The following is a 26,994-nucleotide window of genomic DNA, read 5'->3' on the forward strand; positions in this document are numbered from 1 at the left end:
TCGTGGTAGAACGAGGCCCGTGACGCTCACGGAACTCGAGCGCGCGGCCGCGGAGCGGCCAGCCGTGCTGCACGAACTATCCGAGAACCTCGTGTTCGGCGAGGGCGACCCCGACGCCCGCCTCGTCCTCGTGGGCGAGGCGCCGGGCGAGGACGAGGACGAGAGCGGCAGGCCGTTCGTCGGACGCGCCGGACAGCTGCTCGACAAGGTGTTGGCCTCGGTCGGCATCGACCGCGGCGACGTCTACATCACGAACATCGTCAAGTTCCGCCCGCCAGGCAACCGCAACCCGCGCCCGGAGGAGGTCGCGGCGAGCGAGTGGGTGCTGCTCGAACAGCTCAGGATCATCAGGCCTCAGATCGTGGCGCCGCTCGGCAACGTCCCCACGCAGTACTTCCTAAGGACCACGGACGGCATCAGCCGCACGCGCGGCAAGTGGTACGACTGGCACGGCATCCGGCTCTTCCCGCTGTTCCACCCCGCCTACCTGCTCCGTAACCCGAGCCGCGAGCGCGGGGCCCCCAAGTGGATAACCTGGAACGACATGAAGGAGCTGAAGCGCGTGCTCGACGACCTCCCTCCGAAGGACGACGGCTTCCACCTCGACACCGCCGAGCAAGGGGCGCTGTTCTGAACGCGGGGGATGGCGGGGCCGCCGGCGACCTCGCAGCGCCGCAGGCGAGCAACGACCGGGCGCAGCGCGAGGCCGGCGTGCGGCTGGTGGGGCTCATCCACGCTCTGCGGGCGTCGGCCGACGCCGCGCTCGGCGACGACAGCAGCCCCCTCCGGCTGGCGGGGCGCGACGGGGTCGCCGGTCGCAAGGCCGCCAAGCGCAGCCTCGACCTGCTCGAGATGCTGGAGGTGAAGACCCTCGGCAACCTCGACGCGGCCGAACGGGACGTGCTGTGGTCGGCCCTGCGCGCCGTGCGCGCCAGGCTGGACGCGACGGCCACCGAGCTGCCGGTCCTGGACGCCACGGCCGCCGGCCTCAGGACGGACGACGGCTGATGCGCGCGCTGGTGCAGCGCGTCGACCGCGCCGCCGTGCGCGTGGAGGGCCGCACCGTCGGTGAGATCGGCAAGGGTCTGCTCGTGCTGCTCGGGGTGCGGCCCGGGGACGACGCCCTGCTGGCGGCCCGCCTCGCAGACAAGGTGCGCAAGCTGCGCGTCTTCGAGGACGACGGCGGCAAGATGAACCTGAGCCTCGAGCAGGTCGGGGGCGCCTGCCTGGTGGTGAGCCAGTTCACCCTCTACGGCGACGCGCGGGGCGGCAACCGCCCCGGCTTCAGCGGCGCGGCCCGCCCCGAGCTGGCCGAACCGCTCTACCTCGCGTTCGTGGCGGCGCTGCGGGGCGAGGGCGTGAAAGTCGCGACCGGCGAGTTCGGTGCCATGATGGACGTCGAGCTCGTCAACTCCGGCCCGACCACGTTGTGGCTGGACAGCGACGAGCTGTTCGCCTGACGCGCACGGCGTAGCCGAGGCGCGAGGTGGCTGCGCCGCGCGGCCGCCGGCGCCGCGGCGCCCACGAACGCGTTCCGTTCAGCCGACGGCGGCGCGCGCGGCCGGCAGCGCCGTGGCGCCCTCGAACAGGTTCACTTCCTCGATGAACCGCCTGAAGTGGTACGAGGCGTCGTGCGGCCCCGGGCTGGCCTCGGGGTGGTACTGGACGCTGAAGACGGGGTAACGCGCGTGCGCCATCCCCTCCAGGGTCCCGTCGTTCAGGTTGACGTGAGTGGCCACGAACTGTCCACCCGGGATCGAGTCGATGTCGACGACGTAGTTGTGGTTCTGGCTGGTGATCTCGACGCCGCCGGTGACGAGGTTCTTAACCGGCGTGTTGGCGCCATGGTGGCCGTAGGCGAGCTTGTAGGTGCGGCCGCCGACGGCCAGCCCGAGCAGCTGATGGCCCATGCAGATGCCGTAGGTCGGTAGCAGGCCAAGCAGCTGCCACACGGTGTCGTGGGCGTACTTCGGGCCCGCCGGGTCGCCGGGGCCGTTCGACAGCACCAGCCCGTACGGGTTGAGCGCCATGACCTGCGCGGCTGTGGTCTGGGCCGGCACCACGATCACCTCGGCCCCTGACTGCTCGAGCTTGTAGACGATCGAGTGCTTGATGCCGAAGTCGACCAGCACGACCCGCGGGTGGTCCTGGAACGTCGGCCGCGCGTACGGCAGCGGCGTGGTGACCTCGGGGGTCATGTCGCGCCCGTCGATGTCCTCGTGCGCGCGCGCCTCGGCCACCAGCTCGGCCTCCAGGGCGTCGTCCGTGTGACCGTGGTAGATGACCCCCTTGACGACGCCCCCGGAGCGGAGGCGCCGCGTGAGGGCGCGCGTGTCGATCCCCTCGATGCCGACGATGCCGTGCTGCTCCATGAACGCCTGGAGGTCCTGGTTGGCACGGTGGTTGGAGGCCACGCGCGAGAACTCGCGCACGATGAAGCCCCTGGCGTAGGGGCGGTTCGACTCCATGTCGTACACGCTCACGCCGTAGTTCCCGACGTGCGGGTAGGTCATGGTGACGATCTGGCCGTTGTAGCTGGGGTCGGTCAGGATCTCCTGGTAGCCGGTCATGGACGTGTTGAACACGATCTCGCCAACGGACTTGCCATGCGCCCCGAAGGCGTAACCGTAGTAGACGGTGCCGTCTTCGAGAGCGAGGAGCGCGGGGGGTTTGCTGAGGAGCGACATGCCGCCTGGCAGCGTAGCAGATGCGCCTAGCCGGCCGCGTGCCCGGGCGCGCCCACCACCGTGAACGGCGCCACGACCGCCTCGGCGGCGACGGTCGCGTCCTCGAGGACGCTGTAGGCGCCGACCCGCGCGCCTTCCCCCACGCTGGTGCGGCCCCGCAGGACGACGCCCTGCTCGAGCACGACGTCGCGCCCGAGGGTCACGCCGTCGTCGATGTAGGTGGTGGCGGGGTCGAGCATCGTGACGCCGGCGCGGAGCCAACGCGCCCTGACGCGTTCCCGCAAGATGGCTTCCGCGACCGCCAGCTGGGCGCGGTCGTTCACACCGAGCAGCTCGCGCTCGTCTGCGAGCAGCGTCCGCACGGGCAGACCATCCGCGAGGTAGGAGCGCGGCAGGTCCGTGATGTAGTACTCACCCGCCGCGTTGTCGTTCTTGAGCTGCGCCGCGCGCCGCCAGACGTCGGAGTCGAACAGGTAGACGCCGGGGTTGATCTCGTGCAGCGCCCGCTGCTCCGCCGTGGCGTCCTTCTCCTCGACGATGGCGACGAGGTCGCCGCCCGGCCCCCGCACGATGCGACCCAGCCCGCTCGGGTCCTTGGTGACGCAGGTGAGCAGCGCCATGCCGCGCTCCGCCCCCAGGGTGCCGACGAGGGCGCCGAGCGTGGCGCTGGTGAGGAGGGGACCGTCGCCGTTCAGGACGAGGACCTTGCCGTCGTGGCCCGCCAGGCCGCGGCCCGCCTCGCGGAGGGCGTGCCCCGTGCCGTAGCCGGTCGCGAAGTCCTGCGTGACGAAGGTGAGGTCGCGGCCCTCGAACCGCTCGCGCACGGCGTCGCCCGAGTACCCGACCACGACGACGGTGCGGCTGGGCCGCAGCGGCGCGGCGGCGGCCAGGATGTGCTCGAGGAGCGGCTTGCCGGCCGCCTCGTGGAGGACCTTGTGCAGCCGCGAGTTCATGCGCTTGCCCTCGCCGGCGGCGAGCACCACCACGGCGAGGTCAGCCCCGCCGCTCACGAGCGCTTCCTCCCGCCGGTCGTCCCCTTGTGGTCGCCCGCCGAACGGCCTCGCGGACCGGGCGCCGCCCCCGCCGCGGCGGGCGCCGGCGCCGGCGCGGCGGCGCTACGCCTCAACATGAGGAGGGCCACGATGACGATGGCGACGCTGGCGACCTGCGTGATCGTGAAGAGGCCGATGCCGGCCTTGTCGAGTCCGTCCTGGAGCACCACCTGGGGCGCGAGCGGGTTGTCGCGGAACGTCTCCTCCAGCACGGAGCGCAGCACCGAGTACCACAGGACCATCTGCCAGAAGGCGTAACCGGGTCCCCGCCCGCGGCGCAACGCCCAGAGGGTCACCAGCAGCACCACCACCCCGATGACGACCCCGTAGGCCTGCGTCAGGTGGACGGGTCCGCGCACGATCTCGGCGGTGCACTGGTGGAGGGGGATGTAGGAGCCGTCGGAGCAGACGCCCGGGAAGGCGCTCCACAGGTCGCGCCCGAACACCAGCCGTCCGAACGCGCCGAAGGTCTCCGTGCCCGGTTCGGGCCAGGTGAACCCGACGGGCCAGGCGGTGAGGCGGCCGCCCGTGTCGGTCCCGTTCATGAAGTTGCCGATGCGTCCGCCGATGATGCCAAGGCCCGCGACCGGCGACATGACGTCGAGGTAGGCCCACATGTTCAGGCGGTGCGCGCGCGAGTAGAGCCAGGTGGCGAGCATGATCCCCAGCACGCCGCCGTGGATGCTGATGCCGCCCTGCCAGACCTTGAACACGTCGGCCACGTTGCCGCCCGGGCCGAAGAAGGCGGCGGGGCTGGTGATCACGTACACCAGGCGCGCGCCGACGATGCCGGCGATGACCAGCCACACGGCCATGTCGAGCAGCTTCTCGGGGTCGAGGCCGCGGCGCTCGGCGTAGCGCAGGGCCAGGGCGGAGCCGGCGAGCACGCCCAGGGCGATGAGGAGGCCGTACCACCTTATGGCGAGGGGGCCAAGCTGGATCAGGATCGGGTCCATGCAGCTCCTATGGGGTCGGCGCTAGCGTCGGGCGCGCACGGCTCAGCCCGCGAAGAAGCGCGGGAACACGAGGACGCCGATGACGACCATTATGACGAGTTTCGCCACCGTGCCGCCCAACGTGCCGACGAAGGCGCCGAGGCCGGAGCGCAGGGCGGCGGCGGGCGTGCGCCCAACGAGCAGCTCGGCCAGCACCGCGCCGATGACGGCGCCGAAGAGGAACCCCCACGGCGGGAAGGCGATGATGCCGACGAACGAACCGACGATGCCGCCCCAGGTGCCGGCGCGACCGGCGCCGTACGCCTTGGAGCCCACCCAGGTGCCGAGGACGTCGAGGAGCTGCGACAGGACGGCGAGGAGGCCGACCTGCACCAACACGACCACGCCGAACCGCTCGAAGCCCATGATGGCGGCCGCCGCGAGCGCTCCCAGCGCCGCCACCGGCACGCCGGGGAGGAGCGGCAGCACCACGCCGAGCGCGGCCACCGCGAAGGTGAGCAGGAAGACGACGAAGGCGAGGATCGTCACCGCGCCAGCATAAGGCCCGCGTCAGGTGGCGGGCGGCACGATGCGCTCCCCGCGAACCTCCTCGACCGCGAACGCGAGCGCGGTGACCACCGCCGCCAGCGCCGTGCGCGCCGAGTCCGGCGTGGCGGGCAGGTTGACGATGAGCGTGCTGCGCCTCACGCCCGCCAGGGCGCGCGACAGCACGGCCAGCGGCTGCTCCCTGGCGAGGGCGGCGCGCATGGCCTCCGGCAACCCCCTGACCTCGCGCTCGATCACCTCGGCGGTGGCCTCCGGCGTGCGGTCGCGCAGGCCCAGGCCCACGCCGCCCGTGGTCAGGACGAGGTCCACGCCCCCCTGGTCGCACCAGACGCGCAGCTTGGCGCGGATGAGCGCCTGCTCGTCCGGGACGCTCTGGTAGTCGACCTCCACGAACGGCCCGCCCTTCAGCACCTGCCTCAGCGCTCGCGCCGTCTGGTCCTCGCCGTCGCTTGGGGCGTTGGGCCGCGTCACCGTCAAGATGGCTGTCCGCACCATGCTCCGACTGTAGCCAGGGGGCGCGGCCGCGCACGCGGACATCCGCCACATCTCGCGCGGGGCGGCCCCGGCCTGATCCGTTCGCGCCGACGCCCCGGCGCGCTCCGGGGCCGCGCGGGGTGTACCTTGGGCCTAGCTCCGCGCCGCGCGGCCCGAACGGTCCACGGTAGCCTGGCGCGGCTAAGACTAGCGTCCTGGAGGTTGTCTTGAAGATCCACGAGTACCAAGCCAAGGAGCTGATGCAGCGGCGCGGCCTCGCCGTGCCCATCGGCCGCGTGGCGCGCACCGTAGACGAGGCCGTCGAGGCCGTCCGTCCCATCGTCGAGGCGAGCGGCAACCCGGTGGTGGTTGTGAAGTCGCAGATCCACGCGGGCGGCCGCGGCAAGGGGCGCTTCGTCGAGCACCCCGAGGTGGCCGGCGTGAACGTCGTCACCGCCGGCGTCGCCGGCGGGGTCAAGGCCGCCGAGGAGCGCGTGCGCGAGCTCGCCAAGACCATGCTCGGTTCCACCCTGGTCACCGTGCAGACGGGCCCAGGCGGCAAGCAGGTCAACCGCCTCTACGTCGAGCAGGGCATCGACATCGCCCGCGAGCTCTACCTCTCCGTCGTCCTCGACCGCAGCACCGGCCGCAACGTCGTCATGGCGTCCACCGAGGGCGGGATGGACATCGAGGAGGTGGCGCACGCCACCCCGGAGAAGATCCTGCGCGAGAGCGTGGACCCGGCCACGGGCCTGCTAGACTTCCAGGCGCGCCGCATGGCGTTCGCCCTCGGCTTGACGGGCGAGGCGCACAAGAACGGCGCCCGGTTCATCCGCGCCCTCGCGGCCCTCGCCACGGACCTCGACACCGACATGGTCGAGATCAACCCGCTGGTCGTGACCAAGGGTGGGCAGGTCATGGCCCTCGACGGCAAGATGAGCTTCGACAACAACGCGCTCTTCCGTCACAAGGACCTGCTGGAGATGCGCGACCTGACCGAGGAGGACCCCGCCGAGGTAGAGGCCGGCAAGTTCGGGCTGTCGTTCATCAAGCTCGAGGGCACGGTCGGTTGCCTGGTGAACGGCGCCGGCCTGGCCATGGCCACGATGGACACCATCAAGCAGGTGGGCGGCGAGCCCGCCAACTTCCTCGACGTCGGGGGCGGCGCCACCACCGAGAACGTCACCGCCGCCTTCAAGATCATCACGCGCGACGCGAGCGTCAAGGGGATCTTCGTCAACATCTTCGGGGGCATCATGAAGTGCGACACGATCGCCAACGGCGTCGTGGAGGCCGTGCACCAGGTGGGCCTCAAGGTGCCGCTCGTCGTGCGGCTCGAGGGCACCAACGTGGCGCTGGGCAAGAAGATCATCGACGAGTCTGGCCTCAACGTGATCAGCGCCTCCGACATGAAGGACGGCGCCCGCAAGATCGTCGAGCTTGCCGGGGGTGCCAAGTGAGCGTCCTGGTCGACCTGAACACGCGCCTCATCGTCCAGGGCCTGGGCGAGGCGGGCAGCTTCCACACCGACAAGGCCATCGCCTACGGCACCAACGTGGTGGGGGCCGTGCGCCCCGGCAAGGGCGGCCAGAGCGTGCGCTTCGAGGGCGAGACGGACCACTCGGGCGTGCCCGGCAGGCCGGACCGTTACGCGGTCGACGTGCCGAGCTTCGACACCGTCTCGGCGGCCGTGGCCGCCACGGGAGCGAACGCCACCGTGGTGTTCGTGCCGCCGCCGTTCGCGGCCGACGCCATCATGGAGGCGGCCGAGGCCGGCGTGAAGCTCATCGTGACCATCACCGAGGGCATCCCGATCATGGACATGGTGAGGGTCAAGCGTTACCTGGAGGGCAAGCCCGTGCGGCTCGTCGGGCCCAACTGCCCCGGCGTCATCACCCCGCACCAGTGCAAGATCGGCATCATGCCCGGCTACATCCACCAGCACGGCCGCATCGGGGTCGTCAGCCGGTCGGGCACGCTGACCTACGAGGCCGTCAAGCAGCTGACCGACGCGGGTCTGGGTCAGACCACGGCGGTAGGCATCGGCGGCGACCCGGTCAACGGCACGAACTTCATCGACGTACTCGAGCTCTTCAACGCCGACCCCGCCACCGAGGGCGTCATCATGATCGGCGAGATCGGCGGCAGCGCCGAGGAGGACGCGGCCGCCTGGATCAAGGCCAACATGCGCAAGCCGGTGGCGTCCTTCATCGCCGGCACCACGGCCCCGCCGGGCAAGCGCATGGGGCACGCAGGCGCCATCATCTCGGGCGGCATGGGCACGGCGGCCGACAAGATCGCGGCCCTCGAGGGCGCGGGCGTGGTGGTGGCGGCCACCCCGTCGGACATGGGCAGCGCCATGCTCGAGGCGATGCGGCGCGCCGGGCTCGCCTGAGCCACCACCGCCGCGACGGCGGGTACCGGGGTCGTTTCGCGCCCTCCCCCACCGGCTACCTTCACCTGGGCAACGCCCGCACCGCGCTCGTGGCGTGGCTGCGGGCGCGCTCGTTCGGCGGCGCGTTCGTGCTGCGCGTGGAGGACATCGACGGGCCCCGTACCCGCCCGGAGGCCGTGACGGGCAACTTGGCCGAGCTCCGGTGGCTGGGCCTCGACTGGGACGAGGGGCCGGACGTCGGGGGTCCTCACGGGCCGTACCGCCAGTCGGAGCGGGGCGCCCTGTACGAGGCGGCCCTGGAGCGACTCGAGGCCGCCGGTAGGGTGTTCGAGTGCTACCTGTCGCGCAAGGACCAGGCCGACGCGGCCGGCGCGCCCCACGCCTCGCCGGGTCCCGGCGGCGAGCGCGTCTACGGCGAGGCGGAGCGCCGTCTCAACGCCCGGCTGGCCCCCGCCAGGCGGGCGGCCGGCGCCAGGCCCAGCAGGCGCTTCATGGTGCCTCACGCCGCAGTCTCGTTCACAGACGCCTGCCTCGGCCCCACCGTCGTCGACCTGACGCTGAGCTTCGGCGACTTCGTGGTGAGGCGCGCGGACGGGCTCTGGGCCTATCAGCTGGCCGTCACGGTCGACGACGCCGCCATGGGGGTGACGGAGGTGGTGCGGGGCGCCGACCTGCTGGCGAGCGCGGCGGCGCAGCTGGCGCTCTACGAGGCGCTGGGGCTGACGGCGCCAGGCTTCTGCCACACGCCGCTCCTGCTGGACGGGGCGGGCGAGCGGTTGGCGAAGCGGCGGGGCGACCTCACCCTGCACGCCCTGCGGGAGCGCGGCGTGCGGGCCGCGCGCGTGCTCGGCCTCCTCGCCCACCTGCTCGGCGTGCTGCCGGCGCCGGCCGAGCTGGCGGCCGCGGAGCTGACCGCGGCCTTCGACGTCGACCGGCACTCGTGCGCGGCGGCCCCGCTCCTCCCGGACCACCTCGACTGGCTGGTGGCGTGACCGGGGGCGCTTGCCACGCCGCGCGAGCGCGCGTAGACTGCCGCATGCGCCCCAGGCCCCGCGTCCGCACCCCGCGCGCGTTCAAGCGGCGCCATCAGCGCTGGTGGTCGGGTCCCGGCGCGAACCTGCGCGGCTGAGCCCGACCCCACGGCCGGCCGCTCCCCTACAGCCAACCCGACGACGGCCCCGCGCCCGCTGGCGCCCGCCGGCCGCACCCCGCGCGGCGCGAGCGGCGAGCCGCCGCGGGTCCGGCGCGACCGACCAGCCCCCAAGTGCAGGAGTTCACATGCCCACGACCGACCCGAACGCCGGGCCGCCCGCTCGCCCCGAGCCGGCGCCCGACTACCCCCTACCCGACGCCCGCGGCCGCTTCGGCGACTTCGGCGGCCGCTACGTGCCCGAGACCCTCATCCCCGCCCTCGACGAGCTGACGGTCGCCTACGCGGCCGCCCGCGTCGACCCGGCCTTCGTCGCCGACTACGGGGCCGCGCTGCGCGACTACGTCGGCAGGCCCAGCCTCCTCTACTTCGCCCGCAACCTGACCGAGCAGCTGGGCGGCGCGCGCGTCTACCTGAAGCGCGAAGACCTCAACCACACCGGCGCCCACAAGATCAACAACACCATCGGCCAGGTGCTGCTGGCCAGGCGCATGGGCAAGCGTCGCGTCATCGCCGAGACGGGCGCCGGCCAGCACGGCGTCGCCACCGCCACGGCGGCGGCGCTGTACGGCCTCGAATGCCGCGTCTACATGGGCGAGGAGGACGTGCGGCGCCAGGCGCTCAACGTCTACCGCATGCGGCTGCTTGGCGCCGAGGTCGTGAGCGTCACGAGCGGCACGCGCACCCTCAAGGACGCCACCAACGAGGCGATCCGCGACTGGGTGACCAACGTGAGGGGCACCTACTACGTCCTCGGCTCCGTCGTCGGCCCGCACCCCTACCCCATGATGGTCCGCGACTTCCAGAGCATCATCGGGCGGGAGGTGAGCGCCCAGCTGGAGGCGGCCGAGGGGCGACGCGTGCCCGACGCCATAGTCGCCTGCGTGGGTGGTGGCAGCAACGCCGTGGGCATCTTCGCCCCCTTCGCCTACCTGAGCGCGGCGGAGCGGCCGCTGCTGGTGGGGGTGGAGGCCGGCGGTCACGGCGTGGCGAGCGGCATGCACGCCGCCTCGCTCGCCGGCGGCAAGACGGGGGTGCTGCACGGCTCGCTCATGTACCTGCTCTCCGACGACGACGGTCAGATCTCGCCGCCCCACAGCGTGTCGGCCGGCCTCGACTACCCCGGCGTCGGCCCCGAGCACAGCTACTACTTCCAGCAGGGCCTGGCCACCTACGTGCCCGTCACCGACGACGAGGCGCTGGCGGCCTTCGGGGCCCTGGCACGAGCCGAGGGCATCGTGCCGGCGCTCGAGAGCGCCCACGCGGTGGCGCACGCGCTCAAGCTCGCGCCGCGGATGCGCGAGGATCAGGTGCTGGTGGTCAACCTCTCCGGGCGGGGCGACAAGGACGTCGCCGAGGTGCTGCGCCTCGGCGGCGCGGGGGCGGCGGCGTGACCCGCGTTGCCGCCGCCTTCGACCGCGCCCGCAGCGAGGGGCGCGCGGCCTTCGTGGCGTTCCTCACCGCGTCGTACCCCGACGACGCGCGCTTCCTCGCCGCGGCGCGCACCGTGCTCGAGCACGCCGACGCGCTCGAGGTCGGCCTGCCCTTCTCCGACCCGCTCGGCGACGGCCCCGTCATCCAGCGCGCCAGCGAGGCGGCGCTCGCGGGCGGCGCCGGGCCGGTCCGCACCCTCGAGTTGGTGACCGAACTCAGGCGCACGACCGCCAAGCCCATCCTCGTGATGACCTACTACAACCCCGTCTACTGCTTCGCGGGCGGGGAGGCCGGCTTCGTCCGCGCCGCCAAGGCGGCCGGCGCAGACGGCCTCATACTGCCCGACCTCCCGCCCGACGAGGGTCCGGCGCTGATAGCCGCCGCCCGCGCCGTGGACCTCGACACCGTGTTCCTGGTGGCGCCCACCTCTACCCCGGCCCGCCTCGAGCTGGTCACCGCGGCCTGCCGCGGCTTCGTGTACGCCGTGTCGGTCACGGGCGTGACCGGCGTGAGGGAGGGCGTGCCGGCCGAGGTGGCGGAGCTCGTGGCGGCCACCAAGGCCGTCACCGACCTGCCCGTTGCCGTCGGCTTCGGGGTGGCGAGCGCGGCGAGCGCGCGCCAGGTCGCGGCGGTGGCCGACGGCGTGGTAGTGGGCTCCGCGCTCGTGAGCGCCCTCGGCCGCGGCGAGGCGCTGGGACCGCTCGCCGCCGAGCTCGCCGCCGGGTGCGTGAGGACGTGACGAGGCTGGGTCGGCGTCAGTCGCCGCTGAGGGCGGCCTCGGAACCGACGGTGGCGTACAGCTCGTAGCCGACGAGCAGGTCGGCAGGGCTCTCCAGGGGGAGCGCGCCCGCCACCACGCGCACCACGACGGGCTCGCCACCCTCGAGCGGCGTGAGCGCCAGGAGCGTGCCGACGGCGTGCGTGCGCGACAGGACCTCGAAGCCCCGCAGCCCGCCGGAGACACCGACGCGCACGGTGCCGGCGGGCAACGTGAGCACCTCGAGCGTCACGCGCGCCACGCCCGCCCCGACCATGCCTATCGCCTCGGCGCCGGCGCGGGAGAGGTCGATGATCCTGCCGCCCTTGAACGGACCGCGGTCGTTGATCCGGACGACGACGTTGCGCCCGTTCGTCTCGTTCGTGACCCTGACCAGGGTGTTGAAGGGCAGCTCGCGGTGCGCGGCGGTGAGCTGGCTGGGGTCGAACACTTCGCCGTTGGCGGTGCGCCGACCCGCGAACCCGGGGCCGTACCACGACGCCATGCCGGTCTGCGAGCCGGGCGCGGCGCGCGCGGCGAGCGTCGCGGGTTGGGCGCCGGAAGCGCCGTTACCGTTGGTGTCGGCCCGCACGACGCCGGGGGCGCAGCCGGCCAGCGCGAGCGCCGCCAGCAGGGCGAAGGCGGCGCCGGCCGACCTGACGGCACCGGCGGCACCGCCACTGTCGAGACGAGAGAGGGCGCGCATCAGCACCGTCAATGCTAAGCGCGCCCGTCCCTCGTTTGATGTGAGAAGCGTTAGTCGGCTCTTCCCGGCTGCTGGGGGTCCAAGACCGCGCCCCCGGCCACGTTCAGGCCCAGGTGCGGCGCGCCAGCTCCTTCTGGCAGACGACGAACGCCTCGTAGTCGTCGATCTGGGCGCTGCCGTCGGTGATGGCACCCTCGCAGCGGGAGATGATCTCGCTGAGTTCCTCGTTGCTGAGGTAGCGCACGTCCTTGCCTTGCGGTCGTTCCTGGAGCATCTGGTCTTCACCTGGCCTCTCTGCTTGCTCGGAATCAGCGCCCTCGCCTGGCGGTGGAGGGGCGCCCCCTTGTGGCTGAGCAGAAGGTAGCAGCGGCCCTATTACAGAAGTCTCACACCGGACTCAGGATGGCGGCCGCACCAGGGCGCGGACCACGGCGCGCGCGTGGGTGACGACGCTAACGCAGATGAGAGGCGCTCATGCTCCGCCGGCGTCTGGGGGCGTGGCGGATCCTGGCGGGTGCGGCCCGGAGCGCCGCCGCGAGCCGGGGACACGCCCGCGGGCGCCTCGCGGCGGTAACGTGCTGGCGTGACCGACAGCCATTGCCATCTCGACAGGTGTGACGACCCTGCCGCCGCCGTCGATCAGTCGCTCGCCGCCATCGTCACCGTGGGCACCGACGCAGAGCGCAGCCGCGCCGCCGTGGCCGCCGCCGAACGACACCCCAACGTCTACGCGGCGGTGGGGGTGCACCCCAACGACGCGAGCCTCGCCGCCGACCCGGCGGTGCGCGCCGCCGTGGCCGAGCTGGCCAGGCACCCGCTCGTGGTGGCCATCGGCGAGACCGGCTTCGACCGCTACTGGGAGGACGAGACGCCCGCGTCGCAACTGGCGGCGTTCGAGTGGCAGCTCGAGCTGGCCCGCGACGTGGACAAGCCACTCGTCCTGCACGTGCGCGACAAGCAGGGTCAGGAGGGCGCCGCGCTCGCGGCGGCCGCCGCCCTCCGCGCCGGCGGTTACGGCAAGGGCATGCTGCACTGCTTCGGCGGCCATACCGGCCTGCTCGAGGTCGGCCTGGAGCTCGGCTGGATGGTGTCGTTCGCAGGGAACCTGACCTACAAGAGCGCGGCGGACCTGCGCAGTCTGGCCGCGCGGGTGCCCCTCGACCGGCTCCTCGTCGAGACGGACAGCCCCTACCTCGCGCCCGTTCCGCACCGCGGCAAGCCGAACGTCCCCGCCAACGTCCGCCACACGGCCGCGCTGCTCGCCCAGGTGGTCGAGGCCACCCCCACGGAGCTCGAGGCCGTGCTCGACGCCAACGCCGAGCGCTTCTTCGGCTTCGCCGCCGCGCGCGCGGCGGCGGCGTAGGGGGTCCGACGTGGACGACGCACCACAGTTCGTCGACGAGTCGACCTACGTCGAGGCGCCCGGCGCGGAGCTGTTCGCGGAGCAGGTCGGGCCGGTCGCCGCCCCCGCCGTCTACTACCTGCACGGCGGCCCGGGCTACTCCAGCCACTCCTTCAAGGAGCTGATGGGCGACGACCTGGGCGCCTGGCGCATGATCTACGCCGACGTGCGCGGCGGCGGCCGGTCGTACGCCGCGGCGGGCACCGCCGCCGACCCGGCAACCCTGGCCGACGACGTGGCGACCGTGCTCGACGCCCTAGGGGTGGGCAGCGCGGTCCTACTGGGCCACGGCTTCGGAGCGCTCATCGCCGTCCGGGCGGCGCTCGCTCACCCGGAGCGGGTGACGGGCCTCGTCCTGGTCAACCCGTGGCTGTCGCTGCCGCTCCTCGCGCGGCGGCTGCTCGCCGCCGCCGAGGTGGCGGCCGGCATCGAGGCGGCGTCGACCGCGGGCGCGGCCGACGGCGACGCCGCCGCCACCGCCGACGCCGCCTTCGCCCTCGTGAACCCCAAGGCGCTCTTCGACGCCCTCGAGTTCCCCACGCCCGCTGCCAGGCTGCGCCTCGAGCACGTCGACGCGGAGGCGCTCCTCGGGCCGCAGGAGGAGGACGCCTCCGACGAGGTGTGGCACCTCGAGGTCCTCGACCGCCTTGGCGAGCTCGAGCTCACGGGCATCAAGACGGTGATCCTGGCGGGCGTGAACGACGGCACCTCGTACCCGGAGCAGGTCGAGGCGGCGTTGCCGCTCGTCCCCAGCGGCCTCGTCAGCCTTGTGCCGGGGGGGCACTACCCGTGGCTCGACGACCCGGAGACCTTCACCGAGGTCCTGCAGCTGGCGCTCGATGACCTGACGGCGGACGCGGCGTCGTGAACGGCGCCCCGCCGCGCCGCGCCGGCGCGTGCTACCCTCCGCGGGTGCTGCAACCCGACGAGAGGGTCGCCTCGGTGCACGAGGTCACGCCGCGCTGGCTGGCGGAGCGCGGCCTGGACGGGCTCCTCGTCGACCTCGACGACACGTTGCTCCCCGCGGCCGCCGAGCGCGTGGACGAGAGCGTCTACGCCTGGTTCCATGGGCTGAGAGAGGCGGGCGTGCGGCTGGCGATACTATCCAACGGCGAGACGGGGCGTGTCAGGGCGGTGAGCGAGGCGGCCGGCGTTCCGGCGCTGGCGCTAGCCGGCAAGCCGTTCGGCCGGGCGTTCAAGCGCGGCCTGCGCCTCATCGACCTGCCGGCCCACCGGACGGCCATGGTGGGCGACCAGTTGTTCACCGACGTGCTCGGCGCCAAGCGCGCCGGACTCAGCGCCGTCCTGGTGACGCCACTGTCGCCGGGTAAACTTCCTCATACCAGGCTCGCCAGGCGACTGGAAAGATGGGTGTTGGGCTGTGCGAAGCGAGGAGAGATGAGCGAGGACAGATGACCGTGGCCGTCCTATCGATCGGCGACAAGAGGCTCGGGGCAGTGCTGCTCGAGCGCGGCTTCGTCACCGACGACGCATTGCAGCAAGCCATCGCGCGCCACGCGGAGGTGGGGGGTCGGCTCGCCGACATCCTCGTCAACCTCGGCATCCTCTCCGAGCAGCGCATCGCGCGGGCCGTGGAGGAGTCGATCGGCATCCCGCTCGTCAACCTGCCGCGCGTCGACATCATGGCCGACTCCCTGGCGAAGGTGCCGGCCGAGCTGGCCGCTGAGTTGCGCGCCGTGCCGTTCGCCATCGACCAGGACCGCCTCCGTGTCGCGTTCGTCGACCCGCTCGACGCGCTCGCCATCGAGGAGGTGGAGGACGCCTCCGGTTGCCTCGTCGAGCCGTACCTCGCGCTGCAGAAGGAGATGCAGTGGGCGCTGGCCACCTACTACCCGGAGCTGGGGCTCGAGCCGCCCGTCGACCTCGAGATCGACCCGTCGCAGCGCCTCGGCAACCTGGCGGTGAGCGCCGGCTTCCTGACGGCCGCGCAACTGAACGAGGCCATCGAGGAGCAGCAGCGCACCGGCGGCCTGTTGGGCCGCATCCTGGTGGCGCACTCGCACCTGAGTGAGGAGCAGCTCACGCGGCTCCTCGCCGAACAGTACGGGCTGCCGTTCGTGGCCGAGCTCTCCGACGAGCCGGCGACGGAGAAGCTGGCGGCCAACCTGCTCAGGCTCGACGCCGTGCAGTTCTCGGCCGTGCCGTACCGCATGGACGGCTCGACGCTCGTGATGGCCATCGCCGACCCGCGCCGCATGGCCGACGTCGAGTCGATCGTGCCCGGCGAGGTGTCGTTCGTGGCGACCCCCGGACCCGAGGTGCAGGCGCGCATCGACGAGATGTACGCCCAGGACCAGGGCAGGTTGGGCGAGACGCTGCTCCAGAACCGCCGCCTCAAGCGGGAGCAGCTGAGGCGGGCGCTGGAGGAGCAGGCGCGGCTCGGACGCATCAAGCCGCTCGGTGAGATCCTCGTGGACCTCGGCTACGTCACGCAGTCGGACGTGGACGAGGCGCTCAACAAGCAGCGCTCCGGTGGGGGACGCCTCGAGGACACCCTCGTGCAGTCGGGCAAGATCAGCCCCGACATGCTGGCGCGCAGCCTCGCCATGCAGCTCGGCTTCGAGTTCATCGAGGAGAACACGCGCATCGACCCTTACGCGGTGAGCCTCGTGCCCGAGCCGACGGCCAGGCGCTACTCGGCCATGCCCGTGCGCCTCGACGGCGACGTGCTCGTCGTGGCCATGAAGGACCCGCGGCACGTGTTCGCCCTCGACGACATCCACCTGATCACGGGCCGCGAGATCCGCCCGGCCGTGGCCACCGAGGAGTCCCTCACGCGCATGCTCAACCGGTTCTACCGGGAGGGCACCGACATGGAGGAGCTCGCCAAGGCGGTGGTCGAGGAGGTCGGCGCCGGGGCGGCGCAGGAGTCGGAAGACACGAGCGCCATCGACGACAACGCGCTCGTCAAGGTCGTCAACAACATCATCCGCGAAGCGATCATCAACGACATCTCCGACATCCACATCGAGCCGCGCCCCGACAAGGTCATCGTGCGCGTGCGCAAGGACGGCACCCTGCGCGAGTACATGACCATGCCGAAGGTGACCGCGCCGGCGCTGTCGTCGCGCATCAAGATCATGGGCGGGCTGAACATCGCGGAGCGGCGCCTGCCGCAGGACGGGCGCGTCAGGTTCCGCGACAAGAACGTCGAGGTCGACCTGCGCCTCTCCACCCTGCCCACCGTGTACGGCGAGAAGTCGGTCATGCGCCTCCTGCGCAAGGCGACCGACATCCCCGAGATCGAGCAGCTCGGCTTCGCGGACTACAACTACCAGCGCTTCACGGACGTCATCCAGAAGCCGTACGGCATGTTCCTCATCACGGGCCCCACGGGTTCGGGCAAGTCGTTCACGACCTTCTCCATCCTCAAGCGGCTGGCCACGCCGGAGGTGAACGTCACCACCATCGAGGACCCCGTCGAGTACGAGATCCCCGGCATCAACCAGACGCAGGTGAACGTCAAGGCGGGCCTCGACTTCGCGCGGGCGCTGCGCTCGTTCCTGCGCCAGGACCCGGACATCATCATGGTCGGCGAGATCCGCGACCACGAGACGGCCAAGATCTCGATGGAGGCCGCCCTCACGGGTCACCTGCTCATCGCCACGCTGCACACCAACGACTCCGCCGGCGCCATCACGCGCCTGCAGGAGATGGGCATCGAGCCGTTCAACGTGTCGGCGTCGCTCATCGGCGTCTTGGCGCAGCGCCTCGTCAGGCGCGTGTGCCGCGAGTGCAAGGTGGCGTCGACGCCGGACCCCGAGGTGCTCAGGCGGCTGGGTCTCACCGAGCGCGAGACGGCCGGCAAGAGCCTCTTCCGCGGCGTGGGGTGCGAGAAGTGCGGCGGCAGCGGCTACAACGGTCGTTACGCCATCCACGAGCTGCTGGTGGTCGACGACGAGATCGAGAAGGCGATCGTGCAGGAGGCGTCCACCTTCGAACTGCGCGAGTTGGCCATCAAGCGCGGCATGAAGTCGCTGCGCGACGACGGCATCAACAAGGCGTTCCAGGGGATCACCACGCTCGAAGAGGTGCTGGCCCGCACCGCCGAGTGACGCTAACGGGGGCGGCCGCGACGGGCGCCCGGCCGAGAGGACGATAGACGATGGCAGACCAGATCCGTTCCACGCAGATCCAAGCGGACATTGTCGACCTGCTCAAGCTGGCCATCGAGCGGCGCGCCTCCGACCTGCTCCTCACCGTCGGCTTGCCCCCGATGCTGCGCCTCGACGGCGAGTGGCGCCCCACCGAGTACGAGGTGCTCACCGCCACAATGACGCGGCGCCTCATGTACGCGCTCATGGACGAGAAGAAGCAGCGGAACTTCGAGGAGCGCAAGGACCTCGACTTCTCCTTCAGCCTCTCCGGCCACGGGCGCTTCCGCGTCAACGTCTTCATGCAGCGCGGCTCGGTCGGCGGCGTCATGCGCACCATCGCCGACGAGGTGCTCACCTTCTCTGACCTCGGGTTGCCGCAGGAGGTGGCCGAGGTGGCCCGCTACCCGCGCGGGCTCGTGCTGGTGACGGGCCCAACGGGCTCCGGCAAGTCGACCACTCTCGCCACCATGCTGGACCTCATCAACACGGAGTACGCCAAGCACATCGTCACCATCGAGGACCCCATCGAGTTCTTCCACCGGCACAAGACCTCGATCGTGAACCAGCGCGAGGTGGGCGAGGACACCGCCGGCTTCCAGGCCGCGCTGCGCAGCGTGCTGCGTCAGGCCCCCGACGTCATCCTCGTGGGCGAGATGCGCGACTTCGAGACGATCGGCGCCGCCGTGACGGCCGCCGAGACCGGTCACCTCGTGATGGGCACCCTCCACACCAACACGGCGTCCGAGGCCATCGATCGCATCATCGACGTCTTCCCAGAGGCGCAGCAGGCGCAGGTGCGCGTGCAGCTCGCCAACAACCTGCAGGCCATCCTGACGCAGCAGCTCATCCCGCGCGCCAGCGGCGACGGCCGCGTGCTCGCCTACGAGTTCCTCCTGGCCACGGCGGCGGTGCGGAACCTGATCCGCGAGGGCAAGACGCACCAGATCCCGGCCCAGATCCAGATGGGCGGGCAGGCGGGCATGGTGACCATGGACGCCAGCCTCGCGGAACTCCACCTGCGGCGCGCCATCAGCTTCGAGCAGGGCCTGGCCCGCGCCGTCGACCAGAAGGAGTTCGAGCGCCTCGTCAGCACGGGCGGCCACGCGCAAGGCGCGGTGGCGCCCTCGGGCCCGCGAGCGGCCACGCCGCCCACGCCGCCCGCCGGCGGGCGCGGCGCGCCGCCCCAACTGGGCCGCAGCGGCCGCGGTTGAGGGCGCGCCGCGGCGCCGCCTCCCGCGGCGCCCCCAACTTGACGCTCACCGGCGCCGCTCATATACTTCGCCGCATGACCCGCTTGCGTCGGCAGAGCGTTCGGTGCGTGCGGCGGCGCCTGGCCCAGATCCAGGCGCGGGCCGTGGTGCTCCTAGCTCGGCGGGCGGCGTGAGCAGGCGCTGACGCGGCCCAGCAGGCCGCAGCGACCGATAGCTTCACGACCCCCGGCCTCACCCGCGGCTGGGGGTCGTCCTCTTCCACCACGGCGGGCAGCAGACAGGAAGGTCCCATGAGTCAACCCAGGAGCCTGTTCGACAAGGTGTGGGAGTCCCACACGGTGGGCCGGTTGCGCAACGGCCAGGACCAGTTCTTCATCGACACCCACCTCATCCACGAGGTCACGAGCCCCCAGGCGTTCGGGATGCTCAAGGACCTCGGCGTCAGCGTCCTCATGCCGGAGCGGACCTTCGCGACGGTCGACCACATCGTCCCCACCCACACGCGCGTCGAGCCGTTCGCCGACCCGTTGGCGGCGGCCATGATCGCGGAACTCCGCAAGAACACCGCCGCCAACGACATCACGTTCTTCGACGTGGGCGGCGGCAAGCAGGGGATCGTCCACATGGTGGGTCCCGAGCAGGGCATCACGCAGCCGGGCACGACCATCGCCTGCGGCGACTCCCACACGAGCACCCACGGCGCGTTCGGCGCCATCGCCTTCGGCATCGGCACCTCGCAGGTGCGCGACGTGCTCGCGACCCAGACCCTCGCGATGAGCAAACCGAAGCTGAGGCGCGTCGAGGTGAACGGCGCCCTCCCACCCGGCGTCTACGCCAAGGACGTGATCTTGCACATCATCCGCACGCTGGGCGTCAAGGGGGGCATCGGCTACGCGTACGAGTACGCCGGCACGACCTTCGACGCCATGAGCATGGAGGAGCGCATGACGGTGTGCAACATGTCGATCGAGGGCGGCGCGCGCTGCGGCTACGTGAACCCGGACGACACGACGTTCGCCTACCTCGAGGGGCGCCCGTACTCGCCGGTGGGCGCCGAGTGGGACGCGGCGGTCGCTCGGTGGCGCGCGCTGGCCTCCGAACCGGGCTGCCGTTACGACGACGTGGTCGTCTTCGACGCCGCCGACGTGCCACCGACCGTCACCTGGGGCCTCAACCCCGGCCAGGCCATAGCCATCGACGAGCTCGTGCCCACCGTCGACGGGTCGCCGGAACACGACCGGGCCGCCGTGGCGGAGGCACTCGCGCACATGAAGCTGACGGGTGGCGCGCCCATCAAGGGCACCAAGGTCGACGTCGCCTTCTTCGGCTCGTGCACCAACGCGCGCGTGTCCGACTTCGCCCTCGTCGCCGAGGCGATCGCCGGGCACAAGGTGCACCCGAGCGTCAAGGCCATCGCGGTGCCCGGCTCGCACCTGGTGAAGCTCGAGTGCGAGCGGCTCGGCATCGACAAGGTGCTGAAGGAGGCCGGCTTCGAGTGGCGCGAGGCGGGCTGCAGCATGTGCCTCGCCATGAACCCGGACAAGCTCGAGGGGGACCAGCTTTGCGCCTCCTCCAGCAACCGCAACTTCAAGGGGCGCCAGGGCTCGCCGAGCGGGCGCACCGTGCTCATGAGTCCCGTCATGGTGGCCGCCGCCGCCGTGACGGGCGTGGTGGCCGACGCCCGCGAGGTGTTCGGCGCCAGGAAGGGGGTGGCCTGAATGGCTCTCGCCAAGATCACCGAGGCGCGCGGCACCGCCGTGACGCTGCCGGCCGACGACATCGACACCGACCGCATCATCCCGGCCCGCTTCCTCAAGGCCGTCACCTTCGACGGCATGGGTGAGGCGCTGTTCATCGACGAGCGTTTCGCCGAGGACGGCAGCAGCAAGCACCACCCCCTCGACGACCCCCGCTTCGCGGGCGCGAGCATCATGATCACGGGCGAGAACTTCGGGTGCGGCTCCAGCCGCGAGCACGCCCCGCAGGCCATCCAGCGCGCGGGCTTCGTGGGCATCGTGGCGGGCTCGTTCGCGGAGATCTTCTTCGGTAACGCCACCACCCTGGGGCTGGTCTGCGCCGTGGTCGACGAGGCGGGGCGCGAGGAGTTGGCAGCCGCGGTCTCCGCCGACCCGACCACCGAGGTCGTCATCGACTTGGTCGCGCAGGAGGTGCGCGCCGCCGGCCGCACCTACCCGGCACGGTTCCGGGAGTCGGCCCGCGAGGCGCTGCTGACCGGCTACTGGGATCCCATCGGCGAGCTGCTGGAGGGCGTCGAGGCCGTCAAGGCCACGGCGCGCGCCCTCGGGCACGGGGAGAGGGTGGCGCGGTGAGCTACAAGATCGCGGTCCTGCCGGGCGACTTCATCGGGCCCGAGGTGATAGACGCCACGCTCGTGGCGCTCGAGGCGCTGGGCGCGAGGCACGGCCTCGAGTTCGAGTTCGAGCGCCTGCCATTCGGCGGCAGCGCCATCGAGAGCCACGGCGAACCACTGCCGCAGGTCACGCGCGCCGCGGCGGCGGCGGCCGACGCGGTGCTCATGGGCTCGGCCGGCGGCCCGGTCGGCGATCACCCCTGGAACAGGCTCCCGCGCGAGAAGCGCGTCGAGTCGGGCATCCTCGCCCTGCGGCGCCACCTCGAGGTGTTCGCCAACCTCCGGCCGGTCCGGGTGTTCGACGGCCTGGAACGCCTCTCGCCCCTCCGTCCGGAGCGGGCGCGCGGCACGGACCTCCTCATCATCCGCGAGCTGACCGGCGGCATCTACTTCGGCAAGCCCGCCTACGTCGAGGCGGACCGCGGCGTGAGCACAATGGTGTACGAGCGCCACGAGGTCGAGCGCATCGCGCGGGTGGCGTTCGAGACGGCGCGGAAGCGCCGCGGCCACGTGACTAACGTGGACAAGGCGAACGTGCTCGACGTGTCGCAGTTCTGGCGCGACGTCGTGGTTGATCTGCACGCGCGGGAGTTCCCCGAGGTCGGGCTCGATCATCTCTACGTCGACAACGCCGCCATGCAGATCGTGCGCGACCCGCGGGCCTTCGACGTGCTCGTCATGGGCAACCTGTTCGGCGACATCCTCTCGGACCTTGCCGCCGTCATCCCCGGCTCGCTCGGGCTGCTCCCCTCCGCCAGCCTGGGCGGCGCCGTCGGGCTCTACGAGCCCGTTCACGGCAGCGCCCCGGACATCGCCGGCAAGGGGATAGCCAACCCGGTGGGCACGATGCTGTCGGCGGCGATGATGCTGCGCTTCGGGCTGGGCGAGCCCGACGCCGCCGACGCGCTGGAGGCGGCCGTGCAGGCGGCGCTGGCGGACGACCCGACCACCGACCTGGGCGGCAGCCGCACCACGGCCGCCTTCACGGCAGCGGTGGTGGCAGGGCTGGCGGCTCCTCGGCGGGCGGCTCAGGCCGGGGGCGCGGCGGCACCCAGGTAACCGCTCAGGGCGGCCGCCAGGACGAGCGCCACGGCGCAGGCGGCCGCCACGGCAAGCGTCACCTCCACCGCCAGGCTCCCGAGGGTGAGGCCACCGGCGGCCCTGGGCGCGCCGAGGGCCGCCAGCAGCGACCGCTCGCCGCGGCGCGCCCGGCCGCGGCGCGCCACGGCCAGCAGTAGCAACGCCGCCGAGGCTGTGGCGGCCACCAGCGCCACCGTCAAGGCCGCGCGCCGGCGCGCGGCGGCGGCCGTGAGCACGCCCAGGCTGTACTCGGTCGCCGTCAGGACGCTGCCGCCGCCGGGCCGGCTCGCGAGGCGGTCGACCACCGTGGGCACGTCGCTGCCCGCCGTCAACCTCACGAAGATCGTGTCGAGCGTCCTGTCCTCGAACGCGGCGGCGTATCCCTCGAGGTCGAGGTAGGCGGCGTCGCCGCCCCCCGCCGCCTCGACCAGCGCGACCACCCTGAAACCGCGCTCGCCCGCCGCCGTGGTGAGGGGGAGCTCGTCGCCCACGCCCACCCCGAGGCGCCGTGCCAGGGGCGGTGACAGGGCGACCACGTCGCCCTCCGTCAGTCGTGCGGCGCCGGGTGCGTGACCGGACGCTCCATCGACGACCCGCAGGCGCCCGGCGCCGCCGACCGGACCGGGGTCGAGGGCCACGAGCGGTACCGCCCGCCCGAGCGAGAGCGCGGAGGCGCGCCTCAACGCGGCCGTCTCCGCCACGTCGGGGATGGCCTCCACCTCGCTCAGCGTGTCGAGCGTGAGCCGACTCCCTGCCTCGGCCGCTGCCACGCGCACGTCCCACGTGACCGCGTCGGCCACGCGCGCCTGGAGGGCCCTCGCCGTGGCCGGGGCGGCGGCGCGCAGCGCGATGACGGCGGCCAGGGTGACGGCGAGCGCGGCGACCGTGAGCGCCGCGCGCCGCTTGGCGCGCGCCAGCTCGGCGGTCGCGACCCGCACGGCAAGCGGCGCCGCGCGCGACCTCCGCGCCGCCGCGGCGGTCACCACGAAGAGCAGCTCCAGGGCGAGGGCCAGCAGCCACGTCGTGGCCGCTGCCGCAAGCAACCAGGCGGCGAGAGCCGCGCCCGGGGCGACACGCACCCCGTGCTCCTGGCCGTCGACCCGCGCCAGGGCCAGCAGCCAGCCCCCGAGGCGCGCGCCGGCGAGAAGGCCGATGGCGGCGCCGGCCACCAGCAGGACGGCCGGCGCGAGCGAGCCGGCCCAGCGCCGCGGCCCCGCCGCCGCACCCAGCGCGGCCAGCACGGCTCGCTCCGCGCCGCGCTCGCGACCGACCTCCGCCCACCAGCCGGTGGACGCCAGCGCCACCGCCACCAGCGAGATCCCGCCGGCCACGGCGGTCTCTGGGTCCAGCGCCGCCCGCGCCACCCAGCCGGCCGTCGCCAACGCCGCGCCGAACGTGGCCGTGGCGAGGGCGAGCGCCAACCCGACGGGCCGGCGCGCGTGCTGGCGCCACCCGAGCCAGGCCAGGGCGACGAGCGACCGCCCCCGCTCGGCCCGGGTCACGCCGGCGCCGCTCCGGCCGCCGCGGTGCCCGCCTCGCGCGCGCCCGCGACGGCCGCGCCCGTCACGCCGCCTCCAGCGCCCCGGACCGCAGCCGGACCTCGCGGTCGGCGTGAGCGGCGACCGCCACCCGCGAGGTGGCGACCACCACCGTGCGCCCCTCGACGGACGCCAGCCGCCGCAGCCACCGCAACACGCCCTCGGCCGCCGCCGGCTCGAGCCCCTCCGTCGGCTCGTCGAGCAGCAGCACCTGGGCGCTGGTGACGCAGGCCCGCGCCACGCGCGCGAGCTGACGCGCCCCGGCGGTCGCCTCCTCGGGCGCGAGGGTCTGCGCCGCGCCGGTCACGCCGGCCAGCCGCAGCACCTCCGCGGCGCGCTCGAGGGCGACACCGCGGGGAGCGCCGGCGAGCAGCAGCGGCAACGCCACGTTCTCGCGCAGGTCGAGCGCGTCGACGAGCGGCATGTCGGGCAGCGCGATCCCCAGGTGCGCGAAGCGGAAACGCGCGACGGCCGCGCCACGCAGCGCACCCACGGCCACGCCGGCCACGCTCACCGTCCCGCTCGCCGGTCGCTCGAGCCCGGCGATGAGCCGCAGCAGCGCGCTCTTCCCCGCCCCGGGCAGGCCCGTCACGGCCACGAACTCGCCCGGCCGGAGCGCCAGGGTGATGCCGGGCCCGCCGGCGCCGTTGCCGGCGGCGCTCACCCCCTCGAGCCGCACCGCCGGGGCGGGGGCGACGTGGGCGCCCGGACGCGGCGGGAGGTGGGGGCGGGTCAACTCGCCTCTCCCCGCCGGGCCGCCATGAGGGTCGTCTCACAGTGGTCCAACCACCGCAGGTCGGCCTCGCAGTGGAAGATGGCCGCGTCGAGCAGCAGGGTCTCCATCTCGGCGCCGCGGTCCGGCGGCGTCTGCTCCGCCCCGGGCGCCACCTCGGCCAGGTCGTTCCTGGCGCGCGTCAGCTCGCGCAGGTGGCGCGAGTAGCTGCGCCTGTGCGCCGCGACGAGCGCCAGCGACTCCTCCAGCGGCCGGTCGGTCATGACGGCGAGGCGCACGAAGAGCTCGTCGCGGAGGGGCCTGACGCGCGCCTCCCCGCCCTCGAGCCACGCCGCCAGCGCGCGGCGGCCGGGCTCGGTCACCGCGTAGACCTTGCGGTCGGGGGCGGAGTCGTGCGCCTCGACCTGATGGCTCACGAGCCCCTCGGCCTCGAGCGCGTCGAGCGACTGGTAGATCTGCCCAGGGTTGAGGCGCCAGAAGCCGCCCGTCGCCCGCTCGAACGTGCGCCTGAGCTCGTAGCCGTGCTGCGAGCGGCGAGCAAGGATGCCCAGCAGCCCGTACTTGACCGACATGTGCCGCGACTCTAGCACGGCGCCCTCGGACCAGAACCGGGCGCCCGCGCCAGGAGGGCGGTTATACAATGCCCGCTACGGAGGAGCAGCTCATGCCGACCGGGAAGAACCAGCCACCCCACCAACGCCACAGCGCGGCCACCACTCAAGGTGACCAGCGCGCGCCGAACCGCGCCATGCTGCGCGCCGTCGGGTTCACGGACGCCGACTTCGACAAGCCGATCATCGGGATAGCCAACGGCCACAGCACCATCACCCCCTGCAACTCGGGCCTCGGCGACCTGTCGCTGGCGGCGGAGGCCGCCATCCGCGCGGCCGGCGGCATGCCCCAGCTGTTCGGCACCATCACCATCTCCGACGGGATCTCGATGGGCACCGAGGGCATGAAGTGCTCGCTGGTGTCGCGCGAGGTCATCGCCGACAGCATCGAGACGGTCGGGCGGGGCCAGAGCATGGACGGCATGCTGGCGGTGGGCGGCTGCGACAAGAACATGCCGGGCGCCCTCATCGCCCTGGCACGCCTCGACATCCCCAGCATCTTCGTCTACGGCGGCACCATCAAGCCGGGCCACCACGACGGTCAGGACCTCACGATCGTCAGCGTCTTCGAGGCGGTGGGCGCGCACGCCGCCGGCCGTATGGACCTGCCGACCTTCCAGGCCATCGAGCGCTCCGCCTGCCCCGGCCCCGGCTCGTGCGGCGGCATGTACACCGCCAACACCATGTCGTCGGCCATCGAGGCCATGGGCATGAGCCTGCCGTACTCGAGCACCATGGCGGCGGTCGACGACGAGAAGCGCGTGAGCGCCGAGGAGAGCGGCCGGGCGCTCGTCGAGCTGATCCGCAAGAACATCACGCCCCGCCAGATCATGACCAAGGAGGCGTTCGAGAACGCCATCCGCGTCATCATGGCGGTGGGGGGCAGCACCAACGCCGTCCTGCACCTCCTCGCCATCGCCCACGCCATGGACGTGCCGCTCACCATCGACGACTTCGAGGAGCTCAGGCGCACCACGCCGGTGCTCTGCGACCTGAAGCCGTCGGGGCGCTACGTGGCCACGGACCTCAACGACGTGGGCGGCATCCCGCTCGTCATGCGCATGCTCCTCGACGCCGGGTTGCTGCACGGCGACTGCCTCACCTGCACCGGCAAGACGGTGGCCGAGAACCTCGCCGACGTGTCGGGCACGCCGCCGGCGGGCCAGGACGTCGTGCACGGCTTCGACCGGCCGCTCTACCCGCACGGGCACCTGAACATCCTGCGCGGCAACCTCGCGCCCGAGGGCGCCGTCGCCAAGACCACCGGCCTGAGCCACACGCGCATCAGCGGGCCCGCTCGCATCTACGAGAGCGAGGAGGAGTGCCTCGCCGCCATCCTTAGCGACCAGATCAGGGCCGGCGACGTCATCGTGATCCGCTACGAGGGACCCAAGGGCGGACCCGGCATGCGGGAGATGCTCTCCCCCACCAGCGCCATCATCGGCCGCGGCCTGGGCGACTCGGTCGGCCTGATCACCGACGGGCGCTTCTCGGGCGGCACCTACGGCTTCGTGGTCGGTCACGTGGCGCCGGAGGCGGCCGTGGGTGGACCCATCGCCCTGGTCCACGAGGGCGACACCATCACCATCGACTCGGAGCACAACCTGATCCAGCTCGAGGTCGCCGACGACGAGCTGGCGCGGCGCCGCGCCGCCTGGACGCCGCCGGCGCCCCGCTACCAGCGCGGCGTGCTCGCGAAGTACGCCAAGCAGGTGTCGAGCGCCTCGGTGGGCGCCGTCACCGACTGAGGGCAGTTCGGCGCGGCCGGGAGGT

At 72.7% G+C, this 26,994-nt stretch carries 26 protein-coding genes; 16 read left to right on the forward strand and 10 right to left on the reverse strand.

Going from position 1 to position 26,994, the window contains the following annotated elements; genetic code table 11:
- Positions 1-19 precede the first annotated feature (19 nt).
- The 3 genes from H3C53_04415 to H3C53_04425 all read left to right on the forward strand — a co-directional run bounded on the left by H3C53_04415 (position 20) and on the right by H3C53_04425 (position 1,460).
- Complete coding sequence (locus H3C53_04415) at positions 20-634, forward strand: uracil-DNA glycosylase (GenBank protein MBW7915918.1); 615 nt, start codon at positions 20-22, stop codon at positions 632-634.
- A gap of 77 nt (positions 635-711) precedes the next feature.
- Positions 712-1,008, forward strand: coding sequence for a DUF1844 domain-containing protein (locus H3C53_04420; protein ID MBW7915919.1), 297 nt, complete (start codon positions 712-714; stop codon positions 1,006-1,008).
- Positions 1,008-1,460 (forward strand): D-tyrosyl-tRNA(Tyr) deacylase, encoded by a 453-nt coding sequence (locus H3C53_04425; GenBank protein ID MBW7915920.1) that lies wholly within the window; start codon positions 1,008-1,010, stop codon positions 1,458-1,460. The genes H3C53_04420 and H3C53_04425 overlap by 1 nt, the downstream gene beginning before the upstream one ends.
- A gap of 78 nt (positions 1,461-1,538) precedes the next feature.
- Here the strand turns inward: H3C53_04425 and carA are convergent, their stop codons facing one another.
- Genes carA through H3C53_04450 form a run of 5 tightly spaced genes read right to left on the reverse strand, consistent with a single transcriptional unit; the run spans position 1,539 to position 5,736 of the window.
- Positions 1,539-2,687 (reverse strand): glutamine-hydrolyzing carbamoyl-phosphate synthase small subunit, encoded by a 1,149-nt coding sequence (gene carA / locus H3C53_04430; GenBank protein MBW7915921.1) that lies wholly within the window; start codon positions 2,685-2,687, stop codon positions 1,539-1,541.
- 26 nt (positions 2,688-2,713) lie between these two features.
- Positions 2,714-3,697 (reverse strand): NTP transferase domain-containing protein, encoded by a 984-nt coding sequence (locus tag H3C53_04435; protein ID MBW7915922.1) that lies wholly within the window; start codon positions 3,695-3,697, stop codon positions 2,714-2,716.
- The gene (gene lgt, locus H3C53_04440; GenBank protein MBW7915923.1) at positions 3,694-4,695 is read right to left on the reverse strand and encodes a prolipoprotein diacylglyceryl transferase; all 1,002 of its coding nucleotides are present in this window, start codon (positions 4,693-4,695) and stop codon (positions 3,694-3,696) included. The genes H3C53_04435 and lgt overlap by 4 nt, the downstream gene beginning before the upstream one ends.
- Before the next feature lie 42 nt (positions 4,696-4,737).
- Positions 4,738-5,223, reverse strand: coding sequence for a DUF456 family protein (locus H3C53_04445; GenBank protein ID MBW7915924.1), 486 nt, complete (start codon positions 5,221-5,223; stop codon positions 4,738-4,740).
- 21 nt (positions 5,224-5,244) lie between these two features.
- On the reverse strand, positions 5,245-5,736 hold the full coding sequence (locus H3C53_04450; GenBank protein ID MBW7915925.1) for a MogA/MoaB family molybdenum cofactor biosynthesis protein: 492 nt from the start codon (positions 5,734-5,736) through the stop codon (positions 5,245-5,247).
- A gap of 206 nt (positions 5,737-5,942) precedes the next feature.
- On the opposite strand from H3C53_04450, the gene sucC reads away from it, so the two are divergent.
- The 4 genes from sucC to H3C53_04470 all read left to right on the forward strand — a co-directional run bounded on the left by sucC (position 5,943) and on the right by H3C53_04470 (position 11,433).
- Positions 5,943-7,175 carry an ADP-forming succinate--CoA ligase subunit beta gene (sucC, locus tag H3C53_04455; protein ID MBW7915926.1) on the forward strand — a complete coding sequence of 411 codons (1,233 nt, stop codon included), beginning with the start codon at positions 5,943-5,945 and terminating at the stop codon, positions 7,173-7,175.
- Positions 7,172-8,110, forward strand: a complete 939-nt coding sequence (gene sucD, locus H3C53_04460) for a succinate--CoA ligase subunit alpha (GenBank protein ID MBW7915927.1) — start codon at positions 7,172-7,174, stop codon at positions 8,108-8,110. The genes sucC and sucD overlap by 4 nt, the downstream gene beginning before the upstream one ends.
- Positions 8,107-9,102, forward strand: coding sequence for a tRNA glutamyl-Q(34) synthetase GluQRS (gene gluQRS / locus H3C53_04465; GenBank protein MBW7915928.1), 996 nt, complete (start codon positions 8,107-8,109; stop codon positions 9,100-9,102). Before sucD ends, gluQRS begins: the two co-directional genes overlap by 4 nt.
- Positions 9,103-9,837: 735 nt before the next feature.
- Complete coding sequence (locus H3C53_04470; GenBank protein ID MBW7915929.1) at positions 9,838-11,433, forward strand: tryptophan synthase subunit alpha; 1,596 nt, start codon at positions 9,838-9,840, stop codon at positions 11,431-11,433.
- A gap of 16 nt (positions 11,434-11,449) precedes the next feature.
- On the opposite strand, the gene H3C53_04475 is transcribed toward H3C53_04470, so the two are convergent.
- Both H3C53_04475 and H3C53_04480 read right to left on the reverse strand, forming a co-directional pair.
- Positions 11,450-12,157, reverse strand: coding sequence for a septal ring lytic transglycosylase RlpA family protein (locus tag H3C53_04475; protein ID MBW7915930.1), 708 nt, complete (start codon positions 12,155-12,157; stop codon positions 11,450-11,452).
- Between the two features lie 103 nt (positions 12,158-12,260).
- Positions 12,261-12,431 (reverse strand): hypothetical protein, encoded by a 171-nt coding sequence (locus tag H3C53_04480; GenBank protein ID MBW7915931.1) that lies wholly within the window; start codon positions 12,429-12,431, stop codon positions 12,261-12,263.
- 309 nt (positions 12,432-12,740) lie between these two features.
- Between H3C53_04480 and H3C53_04485 the strand changes: the two genes are divergently transcribed.
- The 8 genes from H3C53_04485 to leuB all read left to right on the forward strand — a co-directional run bounded on the left by H3C53_04485 (position 12,741) and on the right by leuB (position 22,318).
- Positions 12,741-13,520, forward strand: a complete 780-nt coding sequence (locus H3C53_04485; protein MBW7915932.1) for a TatD family hydrolase — start codon at positions 12,741-12,743, stop codon at positions 13,518-13,520.
- A 10-nt stretch (positions 13,521-13,530) separates the two neighbouring features.
- Positions 13,531-14,427 (forward strand): alpha/beta hydrolase, encoded by an 897-nt coding sequence (locus tag H3C53_04490; protein MBW7915933.1) that lies wholly within the window; start codon positions 13,531-13,533, stop codon positions 14,425-14,427.
- Positions 14,424-14,975 (forward strand): YqeG family HAD IIIA-type phosphatase, encoded by a 552-nt coding sequence (locus tag H3C53_04495; GenBank protein MBW7915934.1) that lies wholly within the window; start codon positions 14,424-14,426, stop codon positions 14,973-14,975. The genes H3C53_04490 and H3C53_04495 overlap by 4 nt, the downstream gene beginning before the upstream one ends.
- Before the next feature lie 2 nt (positions 14,976-14,977).
- Complete coding sequence (tadA, locus tag H3C53_04500) at positions 14,978-17,635, forward strand: Flp pilus assembly complex ATPase component TadA (protein MBW7915935.1); 2,658 nt, start codon at positions 14,978-14,980, stop codon at positions 17,633-17,635.
- A 50-nt stretch (positions 17,636-17,685) separates the two neighbouring features.
- Complete coding sequence (locus tag H3C53_04505) at positions 17,686-18,888, forward strand: type IV pilus twitching motility protein PilT (protein ID MBW7915936.1); 1,203 nt, start codon at positions 17,686-17,688, stop codon at positions 18,886-18,888.
- Between the two features lie 290 nt (positions 18,889-19,178).
- A complete protein-coding gene (gene leuC / locus H3C53_04510) occupies positions 19,179-20,606 on the forward strand; it encodes a 3-isopropylmalate dehydratase large subunit (protein MBW7915937.1) in 1,428 nt (475 codons plus the stop codon).
- Positions 20,607-21,218, forward strand: a complete 612-nt coding sequence (gene leuD, locus H3C53_04515) for a 3-isopropylmalate dehydratase small subunit (protein ID MBW7915938.1) — start codon at positions 20,607-20,609, stop codon at positions 21,216-21,218.
- Positions 21,215-22,318: a 3-isopropylmalate dehydrogenase gene (leuB, locus tag H3C53_04520; protein ID MBW7915939.1), complete on the forward strand. Its 1,104-nt coding sequence runs from the start codon at positions 21,215-21,217 to the stop codon at positions 22,316-22,318. The genes leuD and leuB overlap by 4 nt, the downstream gene beginning before the upstream one ends.
- On the opposite strand, the gene H3C53_04525 is transcribed toward leuB, so the two are convergent.
- The 3 genes from H3C53_04525 to H3C53_04535 form a co-directional block, all read right to left on the reverse strand.
- Positions 22,288-23,841, reverse strand: coding sequence for a hypothetical protein (locus tag H3C53_04525; protein MBW7915940.1), 1,554 nt, complete (start codon positions 23,839-23,841; stop codon positions 22,288-22,290). The genes leuB and H3C53_04525 overlap by 31 nt on opposite strands.
- 61 nt (positions 23,842-23,902) lie before the next feature.
- Complete coding sequence (locus H3C53_04530; protein MBW7915941.1) at positions 23,903-24,613, reverse strand: ABC transporter ATP-binding protein; 711 nt, start codon at positions 24,611-24,613, stop codon at positions 23,903-23,905.
- Complete coding sequence (locus H3C53_04535) at positions 24,610-25,182, reverse strand: PadR family transcriptional regulator (GenBank protein MBW7915942.1); 573 nt, start codon at positions 25,180-25,182, stop codon at positions 24,610-24,612. The genes H3C53_04530 and H3C53_04535 overlap by 4 nt, the downstream gene beginning before the upstream one ends.
- Positions 25,183-25,274: 92 nt before the next feature.
- Between H3C53_04535 and ilvD the strand changes: the two genes are divergently transcribed.
- Positions 25,275-26,969 carry a dihydroxy-acid dehydratase gene (ilvD, locus tag H3C53_04540; GenBank protein ID MBW7915943.1) on the forward strand — a complete coding sequence of 565 codons (1,695 nt, stop codon included), beginning with the start codon at positions 25,275-25,277 and terminating at the stop codon, positions 26,967-26,969.
- Positions 26,970-26,994: the final 25 nt, after the last annotated feature.

It is taken from the genome of Trueperaceae bacterium, from assembly GCA_019454765.1.
Classification (GTDB): domain Bacteria; phylum Deinococcota; class Deinococci; order Deinococcales; family Trueperaceae; genus JAAYYF01.